Genomic DNA, 23,231 nt, shown 5'->3' with positions numbered 1-23,231 from the left:
GCGTCACAGGCCCGGATGACGGCCTGGGCGTCCCGATGCCAGGACGTGATCAGGCTGTAACCGGTCGTTCGACCAACGACATCGCGAGCTGCGGAAGTTCCGCCCGGTCCGCCGCGGCCCCACTCAACCAGTGCACCCGGGGATCGCGCCTGAACCATGAATCCTGACGGCGCGCGAAGCGCTTGGTGGCACGGACGGTCTCGGTCCGTGCCTCTTCGAGGGTGCACTCCCCGGCCAGGGCTGCGAGCACCTGCTGGTAGCCGAGGGCGCGCGACGCCGTACGCCCCTCGCGCAACCCCTGCGCCTCGAGTGCGCGCACTTCTTCGACGAGCCCCGCCTCCCACATCCGGTCGACCCGGCGGGCGATGCGCTCGTCCAGCTCGGGGCGGGCCACGTCGACGCCGATCTGGAGGGTGTCGTAGACCGAGTCGTGGCCGGGGAGGTTGGCGGTGAAGGGACGACCGGTGATCTCGATGACCTCGAGCGCGCGGACGATGCGGCGGCCGTTGCTCGGCAGGATCGCCCGGCCGGCGTCGGGGTCGGCCGCGGCGAGCCGGGCGTGCAGCGCGCCCGGGCCGCGCAGCGCGAGTTCCTCTTCCAGCCGGGCCCGGACCTCCGGGTCGGTGCCGGGGAACTCCAGGTTGTCGACGGCTCCGCGGACGTACAGGCCGGAGCCGCCGACCAGGACCGGCCAGCGCCCTTCGGCGAGCAGCGCCTCGATCCGTTCCCGGGCCATCCGCTGGTACTCGGCGACGGAGGCGGCCTCGGTGACGTCCCAGACGTCCAGCAGGTGGTGCGGGATGCCGCCGCGCTCCTCGGGCGTCAGCTTGGCGGTGCCGATGTCCATCCCCCGGTAGAGCTGCATGGAGTCGGCGTTGACGACCTCCCCGCCGAGCCGTTGGGCCAGGAAAACGCCCAGATCGGACTTTCCGGCCGCAGTGGGTCCGACGACGGCGATGACGCGGGGGGCGGGGGGTGCGCTGCTCACCGATCCAGTCTCCCAAACCTCCGGGGCCGCTCTCGAACGGGTTACGTGACGCGGGGTCCACCGGGTCGTTGCCCGTTCGAGGTTCCTGCCGCCGGATCACGGTGGCGTTCGCCCGGTTCACACGAATGGACACACCGGGCTACGCGGAATTTCGCCCGCACGAGTAACGTATGGAGTGGATATGGGCGTTTTTGCACGACTTTTTCGGAGGTCGAAGACCACGGAGGAGACAGCGTCGGCCGAGGCCCGGACCGACGGGGCGACGGCCGGGACCGGCACGGACGACACGGATGCGACGGCGCAGCCGGAGGCCGCGGCCGACGCACCGGAGACCCCCGGGTCCACGGCGAAGGAGTCCGACGAGGTCACCGTGACCGAGAGCGTCGACATCCCGAAGCAGCAGTCCGGCAAGGCCGCCGACAGCGAGGCCGGCGACGGCGCCCGCACGTAGCGTGCCGCGAGGGAAGGTACATCATGGGTCTCCTGGACAATCTGAAGGCCAAGATCGGCCCGGCCAAGGACAAGGTCTCCGGCCTCGCGCAGCAGCACGAGGGCAAGATCCAGCACGGCCTGGACAAGGCGGCGCAGACCGTCGACAAGCGGACCAAGGGCAAGTACAGCGACCGGATCCAGTCGGGTACGGGCAAGGCCAAGGAGGCCGTGGACCGCTTCACGCACAAGGACGACCGCGGTCCCGGGACGGGCGGGGAGACGCCGCCCGCCGGGCCGCCGCCGGCGTCCTGAGCGCTACGGACGGCGGACGGCCGTGGGCACCTCGCCCACGGCCGTCCGCCGTTTCACGACCAGGGTGCGGCGCCGGCTAGGACCAGGTGGCCACGACGTACCCCACCCCGTAGGGGGCGTCCTCGTGGAGGAGCGCGCCGGACAGGCCGGTGTTCCCGTCCGCCGCTCCGGCCAGCACCTGCCAGGGCGCCCGGCCGGACACCTTCAGTTCGCGGGCCAGTCCGGTGTCCAGCGCGCGCAGGGCCCGGGCGTCGGCCGAGCCCAGCGCGCGGGCGATCTCCGCGTCGAAGGGCGCGGCGCGCTCGTCCAGGTAGCCGGGCGCCTTCAGGGTGCGGCAGGCGCTGGCGTCGCCCAGCACCAGCATCGCCACCCGGTCGGCCCGGCCCGCGATGCGCCGCCCTTCCGCGAGGCACGCCTCGGCGTCGAGGGACTCACCCGCCCCGCGCCCCTCGACCGGGGCGTCGGCCCACCCGGTCCGGCCCAGCAGCCAGGCGCCCACGGCGAGCCCGTACGGGAGTTCCCGCCCGGCCTCGCCCTCCCCGTCCCCGAGGCGTACGTCCAGGTCGACGCCGAAGCCGCGGAAGGTGCCCGGGGTGCCCGCCGGGTACTCGGACAGCCCGGTGCCGTCCTCGGGGCCCACGACCACGAGGAGGTCGGGGCGGGCGGCGGCGAGCACGCCGAGCGCGTCCGTGCAGGCGGTACGCGCGGCGTCCAGCTCCGGGGCGGCGCCGGCGGCGATCTCGGGCACGAGCAGCGGCGGGCAGGGGCAGGCTGCGGCGGCGACAAGCATGATCAGCAGCCTACTGCGGACGCCCCGGCCCGCCCCTCGGGGCGGTACCGAGGGGCGGGCCGACGGACGGCGCGAGGGCGTTTCAGTCGACGGCGCAGCCGCCGCTGACCACCGGCAGCGGCTCGGGCACGCCCACCTTGGGCAGACCCAGCAGCACGCCGGCGGGCTTCGCCGCCTTCTCCGCGGTGCGCTTCTCCCAGGCGTCCCCGGCGCGGGTGCGGCGCACGTCCAGCACGGCGCCCTCGGCGAGCAGGTGGTGCGGGGCGGCGTAGGTGATGGCGACGGTGACCACGTCGCCGGGGCGGACCTCCTGGTCCGGCTTGGTGAAATGCACCAGGCGGCTGTCGGGGGCGCGGCCGGAGAGGCGGTGGGTGGTGCCGTCCTTGCGGCCCTCGCCCTCGGCGACCATCAGCTCCAGGGTGCGGCCGACCTGCTTCTTGTTCTCCTCCCAGGAGATCTCCTCCTGCAGGGCGACGAGGCGCTCGTAGCGCTCCTGGACCACCTGCTTGGGGATCTGCCCGTCCATCTCGGCGGCCGGGGTACCGGGCCGCTTGGAGTACTGGAAGGTGAACGCCTGCGCGAAGCGCGCCTCGCGGACCACGTGCAGGGTCTGCTGGAAGTCTTCCTCGGTCTCGCCGGGGAAGCCCACGATGATGTCGGTGCTGATCGCGGCGTGCGGGATGGCGGCGCGGACCTTCTCGATGATCCCGAGGAAGCGCTCCTGCCGGTAGGAGCGGCGCATCGCCTTCAGCACCGGGTCGGAGCCGGACTGCAGCGGCATGTGGAGCTGCGGCATCACGTTGGGCGTCTCGGCCATGGCGGCGATGACGTCGTCGGTGAAGTCACGGGGGTGCGGCGAGGTGAAGCGGACGCGCTCCAGGCCGTCGATCGTCCCGCAGGCGCGCAGCAGCTTGCTGAACGCCTCACGGTCGCCGATGTCCGACCCGTACGCGTTGACGTTCTGGCCGAGCAGGGTGACCTCGGAGACGCCCTCGGCGACCAGGGCCTCGATCTCGGCGAGGATGTCGCCGGGGCGGCGGTCCTTCTCCTTGCCACGCAGCGCGGGGACGATGCAGAAGGTGCAGGTGTTGTTGCAGCCGACGGAGATCGACACCCAGGCCGCGTACGCGCTCTCGCGGCGGGTGGGCAGCGTGGAGGGGAACGCCTCCAGCGACTCGGCGATCTCGACCTGCGCCTCCTCCTGCACGCGGGCGCGCTCCAGCAGCACCGGCAGCTTGCCGATGTTGTGCGTGCCGAAGACGACGTCCACCCAGGGGGCGCGCTTGACGATGGTGTCGCGGTCCTTCTGGGCGAGGCAGCCGCCGACCGCGATCTGCATGCCGGGGCGGCTCGCCTTCTTCGGAGCGAGGTGGCCCAGGTTGCCGTACAGCTTGTTGTCGGCGTTCTCGCGGACCGCGCAGGTGTTGAAGACGACGACGTCGGCGTCGCCGTCCGCGCTCTCGGAGGCGCGGACGTAGCCCGCGTCCTCCAGCAGGCCGGCCAGCCGCTCCGAGTCGTGGACGTTCATCTGACACCCGTAGGTGCGAATCTCGTAGGTCCTGGTCGGGAGAACGTCCACCGCGGGGCTCCGGTCACTGCTGCTGGTCATGGCAACAAGGGTAGGCGTTTCCCGGAGCGGCTCGCCCCGGTGTTCCCCTCACTCCCGTCACGGCCGTACGGTCAGCCCCGCACGGCCAGGTGGCAGGCGCAGGCCCAGAGGACCGCCGCGCAGGCCAGGCCCACCGCGACCCGCACGGTCTCGGCCGACAGCCCGGCCAGGACCAGCACCATACCGACGACCGCCACGGCGGTCAGGAGCACGGCCGTCCACCGGTACTGCCACTGGTCGTAGAGGCGGGCGAGCGGGAAGAAGTGCAGCCCCACGACGAGCGCGATGCCCACGGGAATGAGCTCGGGGTGCCCGGAGGCGTTGGACGCGGCGATGACGGCCACGACGGCCAGCAGTTCCAGGCCGTTCACGAGGCCCACCCCGCGGGCCCAGTTCCGCGGCAGGTCCACCGTCCGGGGCGAGGGCCGGGCATCCTTGCGGAAGCCGAGGTGGAGCGCGGCCGCGGTGACCACGAGGGCCACCGCCTCTATGGACAGCGGCACGAGGTCCGTCGCCGAGCCGGTCCCCGAGGCGCCCGCGAGCGCCCAGGCCAGGCCGAACAGGGAGAGCACGACGGTGCCTCGGCGCCGCAACTGCCGGGTGAGCGCGAGGCACTCGGCGTCGGAGGCGGACGGTGTCGGCGCGGAATCGGTGGGCGACGTCATCGGTGGAGGCTACAGCGATAACGTCGGCCCGGCCCGGGGATTATCACCTTCACGGGCCTGACCTCGCGGGTCTCCGCCTCGAAGACGGGGATCCGGTGCTCTCGCTCAGCCCTCCTCCTTCGGCACCCACCCCTGTCGGCGCAGGACCGCCGCCACGTCCGGGGCCTCGTAGTGGTCGCCCTTGAGGATCTTGCCGTCGGCGCGGCGGGCGGCCCGGCCGTCCGGGCCCAGCTTGGTCATGTTGGAGCGGTGGATCTCGGCGATCACCGCGTCGAGGTCGATGCCGTGGACCAGTGCGGTGCCGTAGGCGACGTAGACGACGTCGGCGAGCTCGTGGGCGAGCCGGTCGAGCGGGCCCGTCACGGACACCTCGGCGACCTCCGCGGCCTCCTCCGCGAGGAGCTCGCCGCGGTGGGCGGCGAGGGCCGGGGGGACCTCGGACGGGGTGTCGCGGGCGTCCAGCTCGAAGGCGCGGTGGAACTCACGGACCAGATCGGCGGGCGAGGAGCTCATGCCGGCGACTGTAGCGTCCGCCCCGGACACCCCGGCGATGCCGCGAGGTCCGACCGCCGGCTGTTCCGTGCCGTCCGGTCGCCGGCCGCCCCGCGAGGTCCGACCACTCCGGCCGCCGGAGGTCCGACCGCCGGCCGCCCTGTGAGCTCCGCCCTGGTCAGCCGGGCACCGGGCTGGCAGGATCGCGCCCATGTCCCACGTGCTGTCCCGCATCGGCAGGCGACGGGCCCTGCGGGGCGCGGCCGCCGCTCTGGTGGTGCTCGGGCTGCTGCTGTGGTGGCAGGCACCCTGGCGGGAGGAGCCGCCCGGCGGGACCGTCACGGTGAGCACCGGCACCCGCGCGGGCGTCTACCAGAAGTACGGCGAGCTGCTGCGCACCGCGCTCGACCGGGACCTGCCGGACCTGGAGGTGCGGCTGGAGACAAGCGACGGCTCGCAGGAGAACGTCCGGCGGGTGGCCACCGGGCAGGCCGACTTCGCCATCGCCGCTGCCGACGCGGTGGCGACGTACCGGCTGGAGCACCGCTCGGGCGCCGACGGGCTGCGCGGCGTGGCCCGTCTGTACGACGACTACGTGCAGCTCGCGGTCGCGCCAGGCTCGGGCATCCGCTCCGTCGCCGACCTGCGGGGCAAGCGGGTCGCCATAGGGCCGCCCAAGTCCGGCGTGCGGCTCATCGCCAACCGGGTGCTGCGGGCGGCCGGCATCGACCCGGAGCGGGACATCCAGCCGTCCGCGGACGGCATCGACACCGGGCCGGCACGCCTGGGCCACGGCCTGGACGCCTTCTTCTGGTCGGGCGGACTGCCCACGGACGGTCTGAAGACGTACGCCGAGGAGTCCGCGCTACGGTTCGTGCCGATCGACGCGGCGCTGGTCTCGAAGCTGCACGAGCAGGGCGGCGCCACCCGCTACTACCGCGCCACCAACATGCCGGAGTCGGCCTATCCGGGCAGCCAGCTGGGTTCGTCCGTGCCGACGATGGCGGTGTCCAACCTGCTGATCACCCGCGCGGACGCGGATCCGCGGCTCACCGAGTGGCTGACCCGCATCGTCCTCAAGAGCCGCGACGGCATCGGCGCCCACGTCCACTCCGCCCAGCTGGTCGACGTGCGCACCGCCATCTACACCGATCCGCTGCGGCTGCACGAGGGCGCCCGCCGGTACTACCGGTCCGTCAAGCCCTGACCGGCCGCCTCACCGGTGGGGGCGTTCCGCGGCACGGTCACGGTGACCCGCAGCCCGTGCGGTTCGTGCCGTGCGTAGTCGATGGAGCCGCCGCCCGCCGCGAGCAGCGCCCGGGAGATGGACAGGCCCAGGCCCGAACCTTTGATGTTCTGGTGCCGCCCACTGCGCCAGAAGCGGTCGCCCACCCGGATCAGCTCCTCGTCGGTCAGTCCCGGGCCGTTGTCGGTGACCACGACGGTCGCGGTGGCGCCGTTGGAGGCGACGGTGACCTCGACGGTCTCTCCGGCGGGGGTGAACTTCACGGCGTTGTCGATGACCGCGTCCAGTGCGCTGGACAGCGCCACCGGGTCCGCCCATGCGGTGGTCGGCGGGCAGTCGCCGGTCAGCGTCACGTCCTTGGCGTCGGCCGAGGGCGACCAGGCCGCGACGCGCTCGGCGGCCACCTCGCCGATGTCGACGATCTGCAGGTCGGGCTCGCTGTGCTCGGCGAGCGCCAGGTCGAGCAGGTCGTCCAGGACCTGCGCCAGCCGCTTGCCCTCCGCCTGCACGGAGGCGATCTCCTCGTTGCCCTCGGGCAGCTCCAGGGCGAGCAACTCGATGCGCAGCAGCAGCGCGGACAGGGGGTTACGCAGCTGGTGGGAGGCGTCGGCGACGAAGGCGCGCTGCTGTTCCAGCACGCTCTCGACGTTGTCCGCCATCTCGTTGAAGGACCGCGCGAGCCGGCGCAGCTCGGGGGGTCCGCCCGCCACCGCGACCCGGGACTTCAGCCGGCCGGTGGCGATGTCGTGGGTGGTGGCGTCCAGGACGCGTACCGGCCGCAGTACCCAGCCCGTCAGGCGGAGCGCCGCGCCGACGGCCAGCAGCATGGCGGCCACCTCCCCCGCGGCGATCAGCAGCCAGCCCTGGAGGATGCGGGACCGCATCTGCCCGGTGGGCGAGTCGGTGACCACCACCGCGACGACGTCGCCGTCCCGGATGACCGGCGAGGCCACCACGAGGGTGCTGCGCTGCCAGGGCCACACCTGCTCGGGGTCGTGGCTGCGGCGGCTGAGCAGCGCCTCCTCGAAGGCGTCCCGCACCTCGCCGGTGCGGGGCAGGAACCAGTCCTTCGGGGCGTGTGCCATGGGGGCGTCGCTGCGGTAGAAGACGCCGGCGCGGATGCCGTAGACCTCGTAGTAGCTGCGCAGCTCGCTGCTGAGGGTCTCGCGGCGCTCGTTGACGTCACCGCCGGACGGGTCGGTCGGTTCGGTGACGAACTGGGCGAGGGCCGCGAACCGCGCGGTGTCGTCGATCCGGTCGACGACCACCTTCTGCTGCTGCGCGCCGGCCAGGCTGACGGCCAGCGGGACGCCGAGGGCGAGCAGGACGGCCGCCATGAGGACGATGAGCAGCGGCAGCAGTCGTGTGTGCACCCGGCCCCGCTACGCCGCGGGTGCGACGAGCCGGTAGCCGACGCCGCGCACGGTCTCGATCAGGGCGGGCATGCGCAGCTTGGAGCGCAGGGAGGCGACGTGCACCTCCAGGGTGCGCCCGGTCCCCTCCCAGCTGGTGCGCCACACCTCGCTGATGATCTGCTCGCGCCGGAAGACCACGCCCGGCCGCTGGGCCAGCAGCGCCAGCAGGTCGAACTCCTTGCGGGTGAGCTGGACGGGCGTGCCGTTGACGGTGACCTGCCGGGTGGGCAGCTCGATGAGCACCGCGCCCAACCGCACCTGGGTCTCCGTGGAGCCGGTGGCCTCCTCGTGCACCGTGCGCCGGCTGACGGCGTGGATCCGGGCGAGCAACTCCCCGGTGTCGTACGGCTTCACCACGTAGTCGTCGGCACCGAGGTTGAGGCCGTGTATGCGGGAGCGCACGTCGGAGCGCGCGGTCACCATGATCACGGGGGTGCCGGTGCGCTTGCGGATCTTGCCGCAGACCTCGTACCCGTCCTGGTCGGGCAGGCCGAGGTCGAGCAGGACGACGCCGAAGCCCTCTCCCTCGGGGACGAGCGCCTGGAGCGCCTCCTCACCGCTGCGGGCGTGGGTGACGTCGAAGCCGTGGCGGGCCAGGACGGCGGAGAGGGCCGCGGCGACGTGGTTGTCGTCCTCGACGAGCAGCAGTCTCACCAGGTCCCCCTTCGATTCGTCGGCCGTACGGGTGCGGATGCCTCCATGATGGGCACGCGCGGGTGCACCTTGCAGTCACGCCGATGAGCAAGGACGGCGTCAAGGGGGTTCCGGTTGCGCTTCGGTACCGGTTGCCGCGCCGCCATACCCCCAGCTCGCAAGTGCTACGGCAGGTGTCCGATTGCTATCGGATCGTGATGCTCAGATTCCCCTCAGATGTAATGACGCAGGTCTGAAGGGTTACTACTGTCCTCCCAAACCGAGGAGGACGGAGCCTGCTAGCGATGACCGAAGTATCGGTGGCCAAGGAAGACGCGGCCGCGACCGGCGATCTGGTCGTCCTGGAGAGCGTCAACAAGCACTTCGGCGCGTTGCACGTACTCCAGGACATCGACCTGACGATCGCCCGCGGCGAAGTCGTCGTGGTCATCGGACCCTCCGGGTCCGGAAAGTCCACCCTGTGCCGCACCATCAACCGTCTGGAGACGATCGACTCCGGCTCGATCACGATCGACGGCAAGCCCCTGCCCGACGAGGGCAAGGCGCTCGCAAGGCTCCGTGCCGACGTGGGCATGGTCTTCCAGTCCTTCAACCTCTTCGCGCACAAGACCGTGCTGGAGAACGTGACGCTGGGGCAGGTCAAGGTCCGCAAGAAGGACAAGAAGGCGGCCGAGGAGCGGGCGCGTGCCCTCCTCGACCGGGTCGGCGTGGGCGCGCAGGCCGAGAAGTACCCCGCACAGCTCTCCGGTGGTCAGCAGCAGCGCGTCGCCATCGCGCGGGCCCTGGCGATGGAACCCAAGGTCATGCTCTTCGACGAGCCGACGTCGGCTCTCGACCCCGAGATGATCAATGAGGTCCTCGAGGTCATGCAGCAGCTCGCCCGCGACGGCATGACCATGATCGTGGTCACCCACGAGATGGGATTCGCGCGTTCCGCCGCGAACCGCGTGGTCTTCATGGCGGACGGCCGCATCGTCGAAGAGGCGACGCCGGACCAGTTCTTCAGCAATCCGCGCAGCGACCGTGCCAAGGACTTCCTCTCGAAGATCCTTCACCACTGAGGCGCAGCGCAGCGCCCCTGCCGACCTGCGTCACCGGACATTGACCGGGCCGCATCACTTCACCAGTCAAAGGATGTGCACCATGAAGCTCCGCAAGGTCACCGCCGCCTCGGCCGCCGTACTCGCCCTCGCCCTGTCCGCCACCGCGTGCGGCGGCGACAACGGCGACGACAACGGGTCGTCCGGCGGCGGTGGCGGCAAGATCAAGGTCGGCATCAAGTACGACCAGCCCGGTCTCGGTCTGAAGGAGCCCGACGGTTCCTTCTCCGGCTTCGACGTGGACGTGGCGACCTACGTCGCCAAGGAGCTCGGCTACGAGCCGGACCAGATCGAGTGGGTCGAGACCAAGAGCGCCGAGCGTGAGAACGCCCTGTCGCGCGGCGACGTCAAGTTCATCACGGCGACCTACTCCATCACCGACGAGCGCAAGCAGAAGGTCGACTTCGCCGGCCCGTACCTGCTTGCCCACCAGGACCTGCTGGTCAAGAAGGACTCGGACATCTCCGAGGCCACCGACCTGAACGACAAGAAGCTCTGCTCGGTGACCGGCTCGACCTCGGCGCAGAACGTGAAGAAGGACTTCGCGCCGAATGCCCAGCTGAGCCAGCGCGGTGGCTACTCCGAGTGCCTCTCCGCCCTGCAGAGCGGTGCCGTGGACGCCCTGACCACCGACGACTCCATCCTCGCGGGCTATGCCTCGCAGGAGCAGTACAAGGGCCAGTTCAAGCTCGCGGGTCTCAAGCTGAGCAACGAGAACTACGGCATCGGGGTCAAGAAGGGCGACTCCGCCACCCTCGACAAGATCAACGCCGCGCTGGAGAAGATGGTCAGCGACGGTTCGTGGGACAAGGCCGTCAAGGAGAACTTCGGCCCGGCGGAGTACAAGAACGAGCCCGCCCCGAAGATCGGCCAGATCGTCCAGTAACGCGGAACTCCGCCGACGCAGGGTCCCCGGGGCCTACCCGGGGACCTTCAGACGCGCCGCCGCCCACGGTCCGCCCGGCGGCGGCGCGTCACGTCCGCCACCTACGTCACACACCCGGAAGCGCGGGAGATCGTGTTCGACTTTCTTTCAAACTATGACGACCCGTCCCTGTTGGGTGCCTTCTGGGTGACGGTGCAGCTCACCGTCTTCTCGGCCGTCGGGTCCCTGGTCTGGGGCACCCTCCTGGCGGCCATGCGGGTCAGCCCGGTGCCGCTCATGCGTGGTTTCGGCACCGCCTACGTGAACATCGTCCGGAACATCCCGCTGACGGTCATCATCGTCTTCACGTCGCTGGGCCTGGCCGACATCTTCGGCGTGACGATGGGCGCCCCGGACGACTTCGAGCTCAAGTACTTCCGGCTCGCCGTGCTCGGTCTGGTCGCCTACACGGCGGCGTTCGTCTGCGAGGCGCTGCGGTCCGGCATCAACACGGTGCCCGTCGGGCAGGCCGAGGCGGCACGTGCCCTCGGGCTGAGCTTCCGTCAGGTTCTCGGACTCGTGGTGCTGCCCCAGGCGTTCCGGTCGGTGATCGGTCCGCTCGCGAACGTGCTCATCGCGCTGACGAAGAACACGACCGTCGCCGCCACCATCGGTGTGGCCGAGGCCGCACTGCTCATGAAGGAAATGATCGAGAACGAGGCTCAGACGCTGCTCATCGGCGCGGTCTTCGCCTTCGGGTTCGTAGTTCTTACCCTGCCCACCGGCCTGTTCCTGAACTGGCTGAGCAAGCGCCTGGCGGTGAAGCGATGACCTCTGTCCTGTACGACGCCCCCGGCCCGAAGGCCAAGCGGCGCAATGTGATCTTCTCGGTGGTCTTCTTCGTCGCGCTCGCCGCGCTGTTGTGGTGGGTCTGGCAGGTGATGGACGAGAAGAACCAGCTGCAGTGGTCGCTGTGGAAGCCCTTCACCACGTCCAACGCCTGGACGACGTACCTGCTGCCGGGCCTGGCGAACACCCTCAAGGCGGCCGCGCTCGCCATGGTCATCGCCCTTCCGCTGGGCGCCGTCCTGGGTATCGCGCGACTGTCGGACCACCGCTGGGTCCGCGTCCCCGCCGGCGTGGTGGTGGAGTTCTTCCGCGCCATCCCGGTGCTGCTGCTGATGCTGTTCGCCAACGAGCTCTTCGCCCGCTCTTCGGGCGTCAGCAGCGCGGACCGCCCCCTGTACGCGGTCGTCACCGGCCTGGTGCTCTACAACGCCTCGGTGCTCGCCGAGATCGTCCGCGCCGGCATCCTGTCCCTCCCCAAGGGACAGTCCGAGGCCGCCATGGCGATCGGCCTGCGCAAGAGCCAGACGATGTCCACCATCCTGCTGCCGCAGGCGGTCACGGCGATGCTGCCCGCGATCGTCAGCCAGCTGGTCGTCATCGTGAAGGACACCGCACTCGGCGGCGTGATGCTCGGCTTCACCGAGCTGCTGAACACGCGCGCCACGCTCGCGGCCAACTACGCCAACGTCATCCCCAGCTTCATCGTCGTGGCGATCGTCTTCATCGTCCTCAACTTCATCCTCACCTCCTTCGCCTCCTGGCTGGAGAAGCGACTGCGCCGCAGCAAGCGCAGCACGGGTGCGGTGCTGGGCGCCGGCGACGTCGCCGACCTCAACGCGGGAGAGGTGGGCGGCAGCTACGGCACCGGCGCCAACGCGTGACACTCCTCTGACGTCCGGCACGACTGTGGCCCGCCGAGTCCCGGCGGGCCACAGTCGTGTCCGGTGCGAGGCCACGCACGCGGGACACGCGAGCCCCACACGTCGGACTCGTGTGACGAACAGTCATCCACCGGGACGACCCTCGCCCCATTTCATGATCGCCACTGCCCGTCGGTCACTTGACGCAAGCACCGGCAATGGGTTGCATACGTTCTGTGACCGTGCACCCTGCTCCATCTTCCTTTTCCGCCACGTCCTCCAGGACGTCACTCCGGGCAGGGGGCGCCGCGCCGTGGATCCGGTGATCATTGTCGGAGCGGGGCCCGTCGGGCTCACGCTGGCGCTGGCGCTGGCGCGTCAGGAAGTACCGTGCGTGGTCCTCGACGAGGGGCCGGGCAAGGACGAACCCCGCCCCGCGCGCACCGTCGTCCTGCGCGAGGACACCGCCGCGCTCATGGAGCGGCTGACCGGCATCCCCCTCGCGCACGCGGGCTTCCGTTGGGCCGGATGGCGGTCGATGCGGCGCAAGCAGGTGACGTCCGAGGTCGTCTTCGAGGAGGCGGGCGCCGCTCCGCTGCACATCGCCCAGCACATCCTGACCGGGGCACTGCGCGCCGCCCTGGACGGCGAACGGCTCGTCAGGATCGCCGTGGACAGCCGGCTGGACACCATGGAGCAGGAACGCTCCGGCGTCACCGCCCACACCCGGGGCGCCACCGGCACGTGGTGGCGCGGCAGTTACCTGGTCGGCTGCGACGGTCCGCGCTCCACCGTGCGCAAGCTCCAGGACATCCGCTTCCCGGGCCGCACCGCGGTGGAACGTCACGCCGTCGCCGCCCTGCGCACCGAACTGCCCTGGCAGGACGAGGCACTGCTGCACCGTGCGCCGCCCTGGCGCACGTCCGGCCCGTCCGCCGGGGAGATCAGCGCCCGCCCGCTGCCGGACGGGGTGTGGCGGCTGGACTGGCTGCTCCCGCCGGGCAAGGATCTGGTCACCCCCGAGATGCTGCTGGCCCGCATCCGGGAGACCCTGGCCGGCTGGAACGGCGGCTCGACCCCGCCGTACGAGCTGCTGGACACCGGGGTGCACACGGTCCATCACCGGCTCGCCCGGCGCTGGCGGGCCGACCGCGTCTTCCTCGCCGGGGACGCGGCACACCTGCTCGGCGCGCTGGGCACGCACGGGCTGGACGAGGGGCTGCGCGACGCCGACAACCTCGCCTGGAAACTGGCGCTGGCCTGGCACCACGGTCCGCACAAGGCACTGCTCGACAGCTACCAGACCGAGCGCCGCGCGATCGTCGCCTCCCGGCTGCGCGCCGCCGACCAGGCGCTGCCGCTGCTGCGCGGCGGCGGAGGACTGCGCACCTACGTCCCCGGCTCCTCGCGCGGCCACGACACGCTCCTGATGGACGGTCACCTCGGCCGGGGCGCCCTGGGCGCTCCGGGTTCGTACGCGAACTCGCCCCTCGCGCCCGGCCGTCTGGAGGGCGAGGCGCCGGTCGCCACGGCACCCGGCGCGGCGGTGGCCGACGTCAGGGTCACCGCCGAGGACGGGACCTTCGTCCAACTGCGGGACCGGCTCGGGCGGGGCGCCCTGCTGGTGGTGCTGATCGCGCCGGGCACCGGGGTGTGGGAGCGCCGGCACTGGGTGTCCGCCGGCATCATGCCCCGGCTGGCGGCGGCCGTCTCCGCGCTGCCGCGCCGCGCGGAACTGCTGGTCGCCGAGAGCTATCCGGGGGCGGCCGCCCACACCGTGCTGCTCGTACGCCCCGACGGCCACCTCGTCACCGCGCTGAACGGGGTACGCCCGGCGGACATGTACGCGGCCGCCGAAGCGGCGCTCGGCGGCCAGGCCGCCGCGGAGCCGGACCCCAAGGAGGCCAACGGCGCCAAGGGCACCAAGGGCGCCAGGGGGCCCAGGGGCGCCAAGGAGGACGCGGGCGCGGGGACGCGCTGAGCGGAGGGCCGGCCGAGCACCGGGGTGCGCCGAGCGCGCCTTCAGCCGTCACCGCGCACCCGCCCGCGTGGTCCCGCCACGCGTTCGTCCACATCGTGGCGAGAGGTTGAACCAGGTCTCGGGCGCGTGGTGTACTCCCGCTCGTGACCGACACCTGCGTGCACCTGTGGCGGAGGGTCCATATGGACCTCCTCCGCTATGCGGGCTGCGTGTGTCGCCCGTCCTGCTGATTCGCGTTCTTCCCTTTCTTTGCGCGCGCCGCCCGGCCGTCCGTCCCGGACGCCGTCGGCGCGCGCCTTCCGCGACTTCACCTCCAGGACGGTGCACATGTCTGTCTCCTCCCCTGCCCCGGCTCCCGTCTCCGCGCCGACACAGGCCGACCTCCTCGACTTCGTACGGCGTACCGTCGCCGACGCCGAGCTGATCGCCTCCCTTCCGCTGGACCCCGAGGGACGCACCTGGGTGCGGCTCGACGGGCCGGGCGGCAGCGAGGCCTGGCTGATCGGCTGGCCGCCCGGCACCGGCACGGGCTGGCACGACCACGCCGACTCGGTCGGCGCGTTCATGACGGCGTCGGGCGAACTGAAGGAGAACTCCCTCGCCGTCCGGCTGCCCACCGACGGCTGGACGACCCTCGAGCTCACCGACGGGGTGGACCGGGAGCGGCGGCTGGCGACCGGACAGGGCCGCGCCTTCGGCCGGCATCACGTGCACGAGGTGCTGAACGAGTCGGCGGACCACCACGCGATCTCCGTGCACGCCTACTACCCGCCACTGCCGCGGATCCGCCGCTACAGCCGCAGCGGGCCGGTGCTGCGCCTGGAGCAGGTCGAGCGCCCCGAGGACTGGCAGTGAGCGCGACGGCCCCCGGGCGGGGCTCCGACGGGACGGCCGGGATCGACGAACTGCTGGAGCGGGTGCGCTCCGGTTACGTCCGGATCGAGGCCGAGGAGGCGTACCAGGCCGCCCGGTCGGGTGACGCGGTGCTCGTGGACATCCGGTACGCGGCCCTGCGGGAGCGGGACGGGCTGATCCCCGGCGCGCTGGTCGTCGAGCGCAACGAACTGGAGTGGCGTCTGGATCCGCGCGGCAGCCACCGTCTCCCCGTGGCCACGGGCCACGACCTGCGCATCGTCGTGGTCTGCAACGAGGGCTACGCCTCCAGTCTGGCGGCGGAGTCCCTCCACCGGCTGGGGCTGTACCGGGCCACCGATCTGGTGGGTGGCTTCCAGGCGTGGCGGGCGGCGGGTCTGCCGGTGGTGCCGGCAGCGGAGTAGTCGTCCGCGGACCACCTGGCCTGCGGGCGCGCGCGAGCGCGGTGTCCGGCTCGCGTGGGAGCTGTGTCCTCGGGCTCAGTACCCCTCGTCGCAGAGGAACTCGGTGTCCTCGCCCTCTTCCTCCAGAGCCTGGCGGACCACGCGCAGGGCGAGACCCTGCGGGTAGCCCTTGCGGGCGAGCATCCCGGCGAGGCGGCGTATGCGCTTGTCGCGGTCGAGTCCGCGGGTGGCGCGCAGCTTGCGGGCGACCAGTTCGCGGGCGGTCTCCTCCTCCTGGTCGGAGTCGAGCCGGGAGACGGCCTCGTCGATCAGCGTGGGGTCCACGCCCTTGGTGCGCAGCTCCTGGGCGAGCGCGCGGCGTGCCAGCCCGCGGCCGTGGTGCCGGGAGTCCACCCAGGCGTCCGCGAAGGCGCTGTCGTTGATCAGTCCGACCTCCTCGAACCGGGACAGCACCTCCTCGGCGGCCTCGTCCGGGATCTCCCGCTTGCGGAGGGCGTCGGCGAGCTGTTTCCGGGTGCGCGGGGTCCCGGTGAGCAGCCGCAGGCAGATCGCCCGCGCCCGCTCCACCGGGTCCCCCGGAGACTCCTCCCGCTCCGCCCTCGACGAGGCGGAGTCGCCCCCGTCCGCCGCGTCCGCCTCGCCGAAGGAGCGGCGTCGGCGCCCGCGTCCGCCGTGCGGCCCGCCGTCACGCGAGCCACCCGTCCGTGCCGTACGACCGCCGCGCCGTCGGCCGCCGTCGCCACCCGGATACGGCAGGCCGCCGGGGCCGGTGCCCTCGTCGTACGCCGTGCCTCCGCTCCCGGCCGGGTCGTCGCCCGCGGCACCCCTCCCCCGTGGGGCACCGGGGGCGTCGTACTCGTACTCGGCCCAGTCGGTTCGTCGGGTCACGGGTCAGCTCTTGGCCGCCGCGGCCTTGGCCTTGGAGCCCTTGGCCGCCGGGGCCGGTACCGCGGCGGCCGGCTCGGCGGGAACGGTGCCCGCGGCGTCCGGGGCCGCTTCGGTGGCGGACTCCTCGGGCCGCACGCCGACGCCCAGCTTCGTCAGGATCTTCTTCTCGATCTCGTTGGCGAGGTCGGGGTTGTCCTTCAGGAAGTTGCGGGCGTTCTCCTTGCCCTGGCCGAGCTGGTCGCCCTCGTACGTGTACCAGGCGCCGGCCTTGCGGACGAAGCCGTGCTCCACGCCCATGTCGATCAGACCGCCCTCGCGGCTGATGCCCTGGCCGTAGAGGATGTCGAACTCGGCCTGCTTGAAGGGCGGCGCGACCTTGTTCTTGACGACCTTGCAGCGGGTGCGGTTGCCGACCGCCTCGGTGCCGTCCTTCAGGGTCTCGATGCGGCGGATGTCGATGCGCACGGAGGCGTAGAACTTCAGCGCGCGGCCACCGGTCGTGGTCTCCGGCGAGCCGAACATCACGCCGATCTTCTCGCGGAGCTGGTTGATGAAGATGGCGGTGGTCTTGGACTGGTTGAGCGCGCTGGTGATCTTCCGCAGGGCCTGGCTCATCAGACGGGCCTGGAGACCGACGTGGCTGTCACCCATCTCGCCCTCGATCTCCGCACGCGGGACGAGCGCGGCGACGGAGTCGATGACGATGAGGTCGAGGGCGCCGGAGCGGACCAGCATGTCCACGATTTCCAGGGCCTGCTCGCCGTTGTCCGGCTGGGACAGGATCAGGTTGTCGATGTCGACGCCGAGCTTCTTCGCGTACTCGGGGTCGAGGGCGTGCTCCGCGTCCACGAAGGCGACCTGGCCGCCGGCCCGCTGGGCGTTCGCCACCGCGTGCAGGGTCAGGGTCGTCTTACCGGAGGACTCCGGTCCGTAGATCTCCACCACACGGCCGCGCGGCAGGCCGCCGACGCCGAGGGCGACGTCGAGCGCGGTCGACCCGGTCGGGATGACCTCGATGGGCTCGTTCGTCCGGTCACCCATGCGCATGACCGCGCCCTTGCCGAATTGCCGTTCAATTTGTGCGAGCGCGGCGTCGAGCGCCTTCTCGCGGTCGGTTCCTGCCATGGGTTCCACCCGATTTGCTTGAGTCGATCGCTTCACGTCAAAGACGCTAACGCCTGCCACTGACAACGCGCCCCGACGCACGTCCGGCCTGTGGATAACCCGGGCACTTACCCGTATGAACTAGGGCAGAACGCCCGGCGTTGAGCCGCACCGGCGCTTCCATGAGAATGGATGTTCGATTTTCGTGTCAAGCCGCACCGCCGGGCCCCCGTCACTGAGCCGTGCCGGCCAGCAGCCACCGCCGCACCCGCACCTCCAGCAGCACGCGAGCGCTGCCGGGGCTCGTGGACGCGGCCACGTCCCACCGGTACTTCTCCCTGAAGGCGGCCACGACCTCGCGGGGGAACGCGTCGAGGAGCACCGTCGCGTCCCCTTCCGCGACGACCGGGGACCGTCCGTCCTCCAGGGCCAGGGACACACGCGGCTCCGCACGGACGTTTCTGACCTTGACGGCCCTCTCGTCGGCGCCGATCCACCACCGGGAACGGCCGTAGACGAACCAGACGGGTGTGACGTGGGCCGAGCCGTCGGGACGCACGGTGCACAGCCAGACGTTCCGCTCCTCGGCCAGGCGGGTGCGGACGGCGGGACCGGGATCGTTCACAAGATCGCTCACCACGGCATCGGACCATGCCGGACGACACGGCCGCATCGGGCCGCGCGTCGAACCATCGGCCTAGGACCTGGCCCCCTTGTCCCCCAGATCCTGGAGAACTCAGCCCGTCACGTCCTGGCCGTGCCGCCGTCCCCGGCACCGGTCGCGCCGGTCGCACCGGACCCGGTCGGCTCGGCACCGGTCGGCTCGGTACCGGTCGCACCGGACCCGGTCGGCTCGGCACCGGTCGGCTCGGTACCGGTCGCACCGGACCCGGTCGGCTCGGCACCGGTCGGCTCGGCACCGGTCGGCTCGGTACCGGTCGCACCGGACCCGGTCGGCTCGGCACCGGTCGGCTCGGCACCGGTCGGTTGGGCGCCGGTCGGTTGGGCGCCGGTCGGTCCGGTACCCGCCGGTCCGGTGCCGGCCTGTTCCGGGCGCCGTTGCGCCCACAGGCCGCGGACACGGCGGCCGAGAGCGCCCGTCCCGCCGGGTCCCCGGTGGCCGAGCACCCGTGGGTCGTCGGTGACGTCGTACCGCTTCACGTACGCGCCGAGGAACGCCTGCAGCGTCGCGACGGCGGGGATGGCGATCAGCGCGCCGACGGCGCCGAGCAGCGCGGTGCCCGCGACGACGGACCCGAAGGCGACCGCCGGGTGGATGTCGACGGTCCGGGCGGTCAGCTTCGGCTGCAGGACGTAGTTCTCGAACTGCTGGTAGACCACCACGAAGACCAGCACCCACACCGCGTACCAGGGCGCGACCGTGAAGGCGATCAGCATGGGCAGCGCACCCGCCAGGTACGTGCCGATGGTCGGGATGAACTGCGAGACCAGCCCCACCCACACGGCCAGCACCGGCGCGTAGGGCACGTCGAGGAACTCGAGCAGGACGTAGTGCGCGAGACCCGAGACGAGGGCCATCAGGCCGCGCGAGTAGAGGTAGCCGCCCGTCTTGTTCACGGCGATCTCCCACGCCCGCAGCACCTCGGCCTGCCGGGCGGGCGGCAGGACGGAGCAGATGGTGCGCCGCAGCCGCGGGCCGTCGGCGGCGAAGTAGAACGAGAACAGGCCGATGGTCAGCAGCCGGAAGAGCCCGCCGAGCACCTGGGTGGACACGTCCAGCACCCCGGTGGCGCTGTTCTGCACGTAGTTGCGCAGCCAGTCGGACCGCAGCAGGCCCTCCTGGATGTCGACCCGCCGCAGTTCGGTGTGGAAGTGCGCGTTGATCCAGTTGATCACCGAGTCGAGGTACTCGGGGAAGTCCTCGACGATCTTGATGATCTGCTCCGCCAGCATGGATCCGAGGAGCGTGACGAAACCCGCCCCGACGACCAGGACGCCCATGAAGACGACGAAGGTGCCCATGCCCCGCCGCATCCCGCGCGCGGCCATCCAGCTCACGGCCGGTTCCACGGCGAGCGCCAGGAAGAACGCGATGAGGATGTTGATCAGCAGGCCGGTGAGCTGGTGGAAGGCCCAGCTGCCCAGCTGGAACACGGCGACCAGGGCGAGCGCGAGCACCATGGCGCGCGGCAGCCACCGCGGCATCCGGGCGCCCGGCGCGGGCGGGGGGTCCACCGGTGGCCCGGCTGGCGGGGCCGCGCCGGGCATGGTCGTGTGCCGGCCCGCGGGCCCGGTCTCGTCGGTGGATGCCACGGCCCAAGTCTCGCCCACGCCCACGTCGGCTGTCCGCCCCCGGGTGGTCTCTGTGACGATCAGCGCAGTTCTCGGGGAACGTCCATCACCGTGCAGACCACCTGCCAGACGTCCTTGGCGTCCCAGCCGGCCGCCAGCGCCTCGTGGACGGTGCGTCCGCCGAGTTCGGACATGACATGGTCGCGCGCGAAGGTGTCGGCGTAGCCCGCACCGAAGTAGTCCGCCATGCGCTCCCAGAAAACCGTCAACCGCATGCCCCCCAGTATCCCGCCTGCGAGGGGGGCACCGGGCCACAGGGCCTGCGGGGATCGCCCTGCCCCTACGGTCGGTGCCATGGCCGACATCGCAGCCGCCCCGATCGCCCCGACGTCCCCGCCGCACGGCGTGCTCGCGCGGGCGGAGCGCTTCGTCTGGCGCACCGCGCGCGTACTGGAGCAGCGCCTGTTCGCCCATCACTTCCGCGAGGGGGCTGCCGCCCCGGTGGAGACGGCCCTGGAGGCGTACCGCAACGACGACGGCGGCTACGGTCACGCGCTGGAGCCGGGGCTGCGCGGGCCGGCCAGCCTCCCCGAGCACACCGCCCGCGCGCTGCGCGTCCTGGACGCCGTGGGGCGGTGCCACGCCCGTCGCGCGGAGGACGTGTGCCGGTATCTGACGTCCGTCTCGACGGCGGAGGGCGCGCTTGCGGCCGTGCGCCCCGCTGGGAACGGCCGTGGGGCGGCCCGGGTGCCGCACGCGCCCGGTTCGCTGTCGGCCACCGGGCCGGTGGTGGGGCTGCTGCACCGCAACGAGGTGTGGCACGCGTGGCTGTTCCGCGCGACCGACTTCTGCTGGCAGGCCGTGGAATCGCTGGAGACGGCACCACCCGACGAGGTCGAAGCCGCCGTGCTGTTCCTGGACCACGCTCCGGACCGCACCCGCGCGGAGGCCGCCGCCGAACGGCTGGGCCGTCTCGTACGCGGGGAAGGGCTGGCGGTGCTGGACCCGGAGGACCTCGGCACGGACCCGTCGGCCTCCGCCCTCGCCGCCGGCACACGTCACGCGTCGGCCTCCGGCCCGGCCGCGCCCCGCCTCCCGCACGACTACGCGCGGACGCCGGATTCGCTCGCGCGCGCGTGGTTCACCGACGCGGAGACGGCTCGCTCCCTCGACGTCCTCGCGGCCGGCCGGCAGGAGGACGGCGGCTGGCCCGCCCGCCGCCCCGCGCACACCCCGGAGCACACCCCGCTCGCCCTCGTGGAGGCACGCCCCATGGCGACGATCGAGGCGCTGCGCACCCTGGCCGCGTACGGTCGCCCGATCACCTGAGGCGCACGGCCCCGCCCTACAGCGACCACCCGCACCGTGGTGGCCCCCCTCACCCGCCCAGCGCCCGCACCCCGGCCGTGACCAGCACGGCCGCCGCCACCACGAGCAGGAACGGCGCCCGCAGCAGGAGCGCCACGGCGGCGGCGGCGAGGCCGGCCGCCCGCGCGTCGAGGACCAGTGTCCGGCCGTCGGCGAAGGCCTGCTGGGCCGTGAGTGCGGCGAGGAGGGCGACCGGCAGCAGCGCGGCGAGCCGCCGCACGAGGGGACGTTCGAGGACCCCCGCGGGCACCAGCAGCCCGGCGAGCTTGACGGCGTAGCAGCCGACGACGGTCAGGCCGATCGCGATCCAGATGTTCAACGGTCCTCCTCCGTCCCGTCCGGCACGTCCTCACTCGCGGCGTCCGGCGCCTCATCGCACGCCGTGCCCCGCCCCTCATCGGGTGCCGCGCCCCGCGCCTCATCGCGTGGCGCCTCCTGTGCGTCGACGCGCGCGTCGTTCCTCCTGCCGTGCGCCCACAGGACGGCGGGTGCCGCGAGCGCGGCCACCAGGACGGGGACGCCCGCGGGCAGGACGGGCAGCAGCCCCAGCCCCAGCAGAACGGCGAGCGCGGCGACGGCCCGCTCGGTGCCGGTCCGCAGCATGGGGGCGAGCAGGGCCAGGAAGACGGCGGGGCCGGCCGCGTCCAGTCCCCACGCGTCGGTGTCCCCGATGGCCTCGGCGCCCAGTGCGCCGAGCAGCGTGGTGAGGTTCCACAGGAGGTAGAGGCTGAGGCCGGTGACCAGGAAGCCGATGCGGGCGCTGCGCCGGGTGGGCTGGGCGAGCGAGACGGCGGTGGTCTCGTCGATCACCCATTGCGCGGCGAACGGCCGCACCGCGCGGGGCAGCGCCAGCAGCTGGGAGAGCCGCAGTCCGTAGAAGGCGTTGCGCACGCCGAGGAAGAACGCGCCCGCGGCGGCCGTGACGGCCCCGCCGCCCGCCGCCAGCGCGCCCACCAGGGCGAACTGGGAGGCACCGGTGAACACCAGCAGGCTGAGCGCGCAGGTCTGCAGCAGGCTGAGCCCGCTGCCCGCCGAGGTCACTCCGAAGGCGAACCCGGAGAGTCCGACGGCGATCCCCACACCGAGGGCGTCCCGTACGACGGCGCCGTCGGGTTTCTCCTCGGGCCGGTGCCGTACGTCCGTGTGTTCTGCTGTCCGTTCCGTTGCCACGTCCCCGACGGTACGGAAGCCGCTCCGCGCGCGTCTTGTACGTTCTTGCGCTCGCGCTGGTAGGCGCCCGGGGGTACGCCGACGATGCGGCTGAAGTGCCGGTTCAGGTGCGGCTGGTCGGTGAACCCGACGGTGACGGCCGCCTCGGAGGGCGCCGTCCCCGCGTCCAGCAGGCGCCGGGCCCGCCGTACGCGCGCGTCGGTGAGCCAGGTGTGCGGGGGCATCCCGTAGGTGTCGCGGAAGGCACGCAGCAGGGCGAAGGGGCTGGTGCCGAGGCGGGCGGCCAGCTGTTCGAGGGTGGGCGGCGCCACCATCCGCTCCTCCAGCACCGCACGCGCGCGTGCGGCGGTCCGCGCGCCGGCCGTGCGTACCTCGCGCAGGGGCAGCGTGCCGCCGTTCAGCCGCAGCAGCCGCGTGACCACGACCCGCAGCAGGGTGTCGGCGGCGAGCGCGTTGCCCTCGTCGGTGGCCCGCAGCACCTGGTGGACCATCCGCACGGTGTACGGGTCGTCGAGGACCGGCGTGACGAAGCCGGGGGTGCCGCGCAGCGTGGTGGTCTCCGCGGCGATCGCTGCCACCACCTCCGGCGAGGGGTACACCGCCCCGTACCGCCACCCCTCGGGGACGCCGGCCCTGCCCGTGTGCGGCGTGTCCGGGTTCACCAGGGCGAGGGTTCCGGCGCCCGCGTACTGGTCGCCGCCGCCGTGGTGGAAGACCTCGACGCCGTCGGCGATCGCGGCGATCACGAAGTTCTCGTGGGTGTGCCGGACGAACGACTTGCGGATGTACCGGGCACGCAGCAGGTCGACACCGGGCAGTTCCTCGTACTGCCAGTGCCGCGCCCGCTCCCCGCGTGCTTCCGCCATACCGTCATTGTCACGCGCCCCGGCCCGTCCCCCGGATCACCCCGATT

General features: G+C 72.3%; 26 protein-coding genes and 1 pseudogene. 12 read left to right on the top strand and 15 right to left on the bottom strand.

Annotation, left to right across the window (positions count from 1 at the left end; translation table 11 throughout):
* Positions 1-49: 49 nt before the first annotated feature.
* Positions 50-988, bottom strand: coding sequence for a tRNA (adenosine(37)-N6)-dimethylallyltransferase MiaA (miaA, locus tag ACIF8S_RS00220; RefSeq protein WP_399996429.1), 939 nt, complete (start codon positions 986-988; stop codon positions 50-52).
* 181 nt (positions 989-1,169) lie between these two features.
* On the opposite strand from miaA, the gene ACIF8S_RS00215 reads away from it, so the two are divergent.
* Both ACIF8S_RS00215 and ACIF8S_RS00210 read left to right on the top strand, forming a co-directional pair.
* Entirely contained in the window at positions 1,170-1,439 is a 270-nt protein-coding gene (locus tag ACIF8S_RS00215; RefSeq protein ID WP_399996428.1) for a hypothetical protein, read from the top strand.
* A gap of 23 nt (positions 1,440-1,462) precedes the next feature.
* Positions 1,463-1,732, top strand: a complete 270-nt coding sequence (locus tag ACIF8S_RS00210) for an antitoxin (RefSeq protein WP_399996427.1) — start codon at positions 1,463-1,465, stop codon at positions 1,730-1,732.
* Between the two features lie 76 nt (positions 1,733-1,808).
* Here ACIF8S_RS00210 and ACIF8S_RS00205 read toward each other — a convergent pair whose 3' ends face one another.
* The 4 genes from ACIF8S_RS00205 to ACIF8S_RS00190 all read right to left on the bottom strand — a co-directional run bounded on the left by ACIF8S_RS00205 (position 1,809) and on the right by ACIF8S_RS00190 (position 5,309).
* Positions 1,809-2,522, bottom strand: a complete 714-nt coding sequence (locus tag ACIF8S_RS00205) for a class III extradiol dioxygenase subunit B-like domain-containing protein (RefSeq protein ID WP_399996426.1) — start codon at positions 2,520-2,522, stop codon at positions 1,809-1,811.
* Between the two features lie 82 nt (positions 2,523-2,604).
* Positions 2,605-4,131, bottom strand: a complete 1,527-nt coding sequence (miaB, locus tag ACIF8S_RS00200) for a tRNA (N6-isopentenyl adenosine(37)-C2)-methylthiotransferase MiaB (RefSeq protein WP_399996425.1) — start codon at positions 4,129-4,131, stop codon at positions 2,605-2,607.
* Between the two features lie 71 nt (positions 4,132-4,202).
* On the bottom strand, positions 4,203-4,796 hold the full coding sequence (locus ACIF8S_RS00195; RefSeq protein ID WP_399996423.1) for a DUF7010 family protein: 594 nt from the start codon (positions 4,794-4,796) through the stop codon (positions 4,203-4,205).
* A 105-nt stretch (positions 4,797-4,901) separates the two neighbouring features.
* A complete protein-coding gene (locus ACIF8S_RS00190) occupies positions 4,902-5,309 on the bottom strand; it encodes a MazG nucleotide pyrophosphohydrolase domain-containing protein (protein WP_399996421.1) in 408 nt (135 codons plus the stop codon).
* A 190-nt stretch (positions 5,310-5,499) separates the two neighbouring features.
* On the opposite strand from ACIF8S_RS00190, the gene ACIF8S_RS00185 reads away from it, so the two are divergent.
* Entirely contained in the window at positions 5,500-6,495 is a 996-nt protein-coding gene (locus tag ACIF8S_RS00185) for a TAXI family TRAP transporter solute-binding subunit (protein WP_399996419.1), read from the top strand.
* Here the strand turns inward: ACIF8S_RS00185 and ACIF8S_RS00180 are convergent.
* Entirely contained in the window at positions 6,474-7,907 is a 1,434-nt protein-coding gene (locus ACIF8S_RS00180; protein ID WP_399996417.1) for an ATP-binding protein, read from the bottom strand. The two genes, ACIF8S_RS00185 and ACIF8S_RS00180, sit on opposite strands and share 22 nt — an antisense overlap.
* 9 nt (positions 7,908-7,916) lie before the next feature.
* Positions 7,917-8,603 carry a response regulator transcription factor gene (locus ACIF8S_RS00175; RefSeq protein WP_215210383.1) on the bottom strand — a complete coding sequence of 229 codons (687 nt, stop codon included), beginning with the start codon at positions 8,601-8,603 and terminating at the stop codon, positions 7,917-7,919.
* A 284-nt stretch (positions 8,604-8,887) separates the two neighbouring features.
* Between ACIF8S_RS00175 and ACIF8S_RS00170 the strand changes: the two genes are divergently transcribed.
* From ACIF8S_RS00170 to ACIF8S_RS00135, 8 genes are all read left to right on the top strand, one after another.
* Complete coding sequence (locus tag ACIF8S_RS00170; RefSeq protein WP_399996415.1) at positions 8,888-9,664, top strand: amino acid ABC transporter ATP-binding protein; 777 nt, start codon at positions 8,888-8,890, stop codon at positions 9,662-9,664.
* Positions 9,665-9,746: 82 nt separating this feature from the next.
* Positions 9,747-10,589, top strand: coding sequence for a glutamate ABC transporter substrate-binding protein (locus ACIF8S_RS00165; protein ID WP_349797761.1), 843 nt, complete (start codon positions 9,747-9,749; stop codon positions 10,587-10,589).
* Positions 10,590-10,721: 132 nt separating this feature from the next.
* Entirely contained in the window at positions 10,722-11,399 is a 678-nt protein-coding gene (locus tag ACIF8S_RS00160) for an amino acid ABC transporter permease (protein WP_024885672.1), read from the top strand.
* Positions 11,396-12,298 (top strand): amino acid ABC transporter permease, encoded by a 903-nt coding sequence (locus ACIF8S_RS00155; RefSeq protein ID WP_399996414.1) that lies wholly within the window; start codon positions 11,396-11,398, stop codon positions 12,296-12,298. The genes ACIF8S_RS00160 and ACIF8S_RS00155 overlap by 4 nt, the downstream gene beginning before the upstream one ends.
* Positions 12,299-12,590: 292 nt before the next feature.
* The gene (locus ACIF8S_RS00150; RefSeq protein WP_399996413.1) at positions 12,591-14,258 is read left to right on the top strand and encodes an FAD-dependent monooxygenase; all 1,668 of its coding nucleotides are present in this window, start codon (positions 12,591-12,593) and stop codon (positions 14,256-14,258) included.
* A 182-nt stretch (positions 14,259-14,440) separates the two neighbouring features.
* Positions 14,441-14,488 carry a hypothetical protein gene (locus ACIF8S_RS00145; protein WP_311314449.1) on the top strand — a complete coding sequence of 16 codons (48 nt, stop codon included), beginning with the start codon at positions 14,441-14,443 and terminating at the stop codon, positions 14,486-14,488.
* A gap of 97 nt (positions 14,489-14,585) precedes the next feature.
* Positions 14,586-15,113 carry a cysteine dioxygenase gene (locus ACIF8S_RS00140; protein ID WP_399996411.1) on the top strand — a complete coding sequence of 176 codons (528 nt, stop codon included), beginning with the start codon at positions 14,586-14,588 and terminating at the stop codon, positions 15,111-15,113.
* Positions 15,110-15,535 carry a rhodanese-like domain-containing protein gene (locus ACIF8S_RS00135; protein WP_399996410.1) on the top strand — a complete coding sequence of 142 codons (426 nt, stop codon included), beginning with the start codon at positions 15,110-15,112 and terminating at the stop codon, positions 15,533-15,535. The genes ACIF8S_RS00140 and ACIF8S_RS00135 overlap by 4 nt, the downstream gene beginning before the upstream one ends.
* 75 nt (positions 15,536-15,610) lie before the next feature.
* Here the strand turns inward: ACIF8S_RS00135 and recX are convergent, their stop codons facing one another.
* The 5 genes from recX to ACIF8S_RS00110 all read right to left on the bottom strand — a co-directional run bounded on the left by recX (position 15,611) and on the right by ACIF8S_RS00110 (position 20,055).
* Positions 15,611-16,423, bottom strand: coding sequence for a recombination regulator RecX (gene recX, locus ACIF8S_RS00130; protein ID WP_399996409.1), 813 nt, complete (start codon positions 16,421-16,423; stop codon positions 15,611-15,613).
* Between the two features lie 3 nt (positions 16,424-16,426).
* Complete coding sequence (recA, locus tag ACIF8S_RS00125; RefSeq protein WP_399996407.1) at positions 16,427-17,548, bottom strand: recombinase RecA; 1,122 nt, start codon at positions 17,546-17,548, stop codon at positions 16,427-16,429.
* A 211-nt stretch (positions 17,549-17,759) separates the two neighbouring features.
* On the bottom strand, positions 17,760-18,164 hold the full coding sequence (locus ACIF8S_RS00120; protein ID WP_349797775.1) for a pyridoxamine 5'-phosphate oxidase family protein: 405 nt from the start codon (positions 18,162-18,164) through the stop codon (positions 17,760-17,762).
* 107 nt (positions 18,165-18,271) lie between these two features.
* Positions 18,272-19,693, bottom strand: a complete 1,422-nt coding sequence (locus tag ACIF8S_RS00115; protein ID WP_399997045.1) for an AI-2E family transporter — start codon at positions 19,691-19,693, stop codon at positions 18,272-18,274.
* Positions 19,694-19,860: 167 nt separating this feature from the next.
* Positions 19,861-20,055 carry a DUF3046 domain-containing protein gene (locus tag ACIF8S_RS00110; protein ID WP_399996406.1) on the bottom strand — a complete coding sequence of 65 codons (195 nt, stop codon included), beginning with the start codon at positions 20,053-20,055 and terminating at the stop codon, positions 19,861-19,863.
* 79 nt (positions 20,056-20,134) lie between these two features.
* On the opposite strand from ACIF8S_RS00110, the gene ACIF8S_RS00105 reads away from it, so the two are divergent.
* Complete coding sequence (locus ACIF8S_RS00105) at positions 20,135-21,109, top strand: hypothetical protein (RefSeq protein ID WP_399996405.1); 975 nt, start codon at positions 20,135-20,137, stop codon at positions 21,107-21,109.
* Positions 21,110-21,158: 49 nt separating this feature from the next.
* Here the strand turns inward: ACIF8S_RS00105 and ACIF8S_RS00100 are convergent, their stop codons facing one another.
* From ACIF8S_RS00100 to ACIF8S_RS00090, 3 genes and pseudogenes are all read right to left on the bottom strand, one after another.
* Entirely contained in the window at positions 21,159-21,467 is a 309-nt protein-coding gene (locus tag ACIF8S_RS00100) for an AzlD domain-containing protein (RefSeq protein ID WP_150153325.1), read from the bottom strand.
* Complete coding sequence (locus ACIF8S_RS00095; protein WP_399996404.1) at positions 21,464-22,318, bottom strand: AzlC family ABC transporter permease; 855 nt, start codon at positions 22,316-22,318, stop codon at positions 21,464-21,466. Before ACIF8S_RS00095 ends, ACIF8S_RS00100 begins: the two co-directional genes overlap by 4 nt.
* Positions 22,319-22,431: 113 nt before the next feature.
* A pseudogene (locus ACIF8S_RS00090) lies at positions 22,432-23,184 on the bottom strand (AraC family ligand binding domain-containing protein); the annotation flags it as partial.
* Between the last annotated feature and the right edge of the window lie 47 nt (positions 23,185-23,231).

The organism is Streptomyces sp. NPDC085937, assembly GCF_044540535.1.
Lineage (GTDB): Bacteria > Actinomycetota > Actinomycetes > Streptomycetales > Streptomycetaceae > Streptomyces.
The sequence above is the reverse complement of the archived record's forward strand: the minus strand, read 5'-3'. Positions and strand labels throughout refer to the sequence as shown.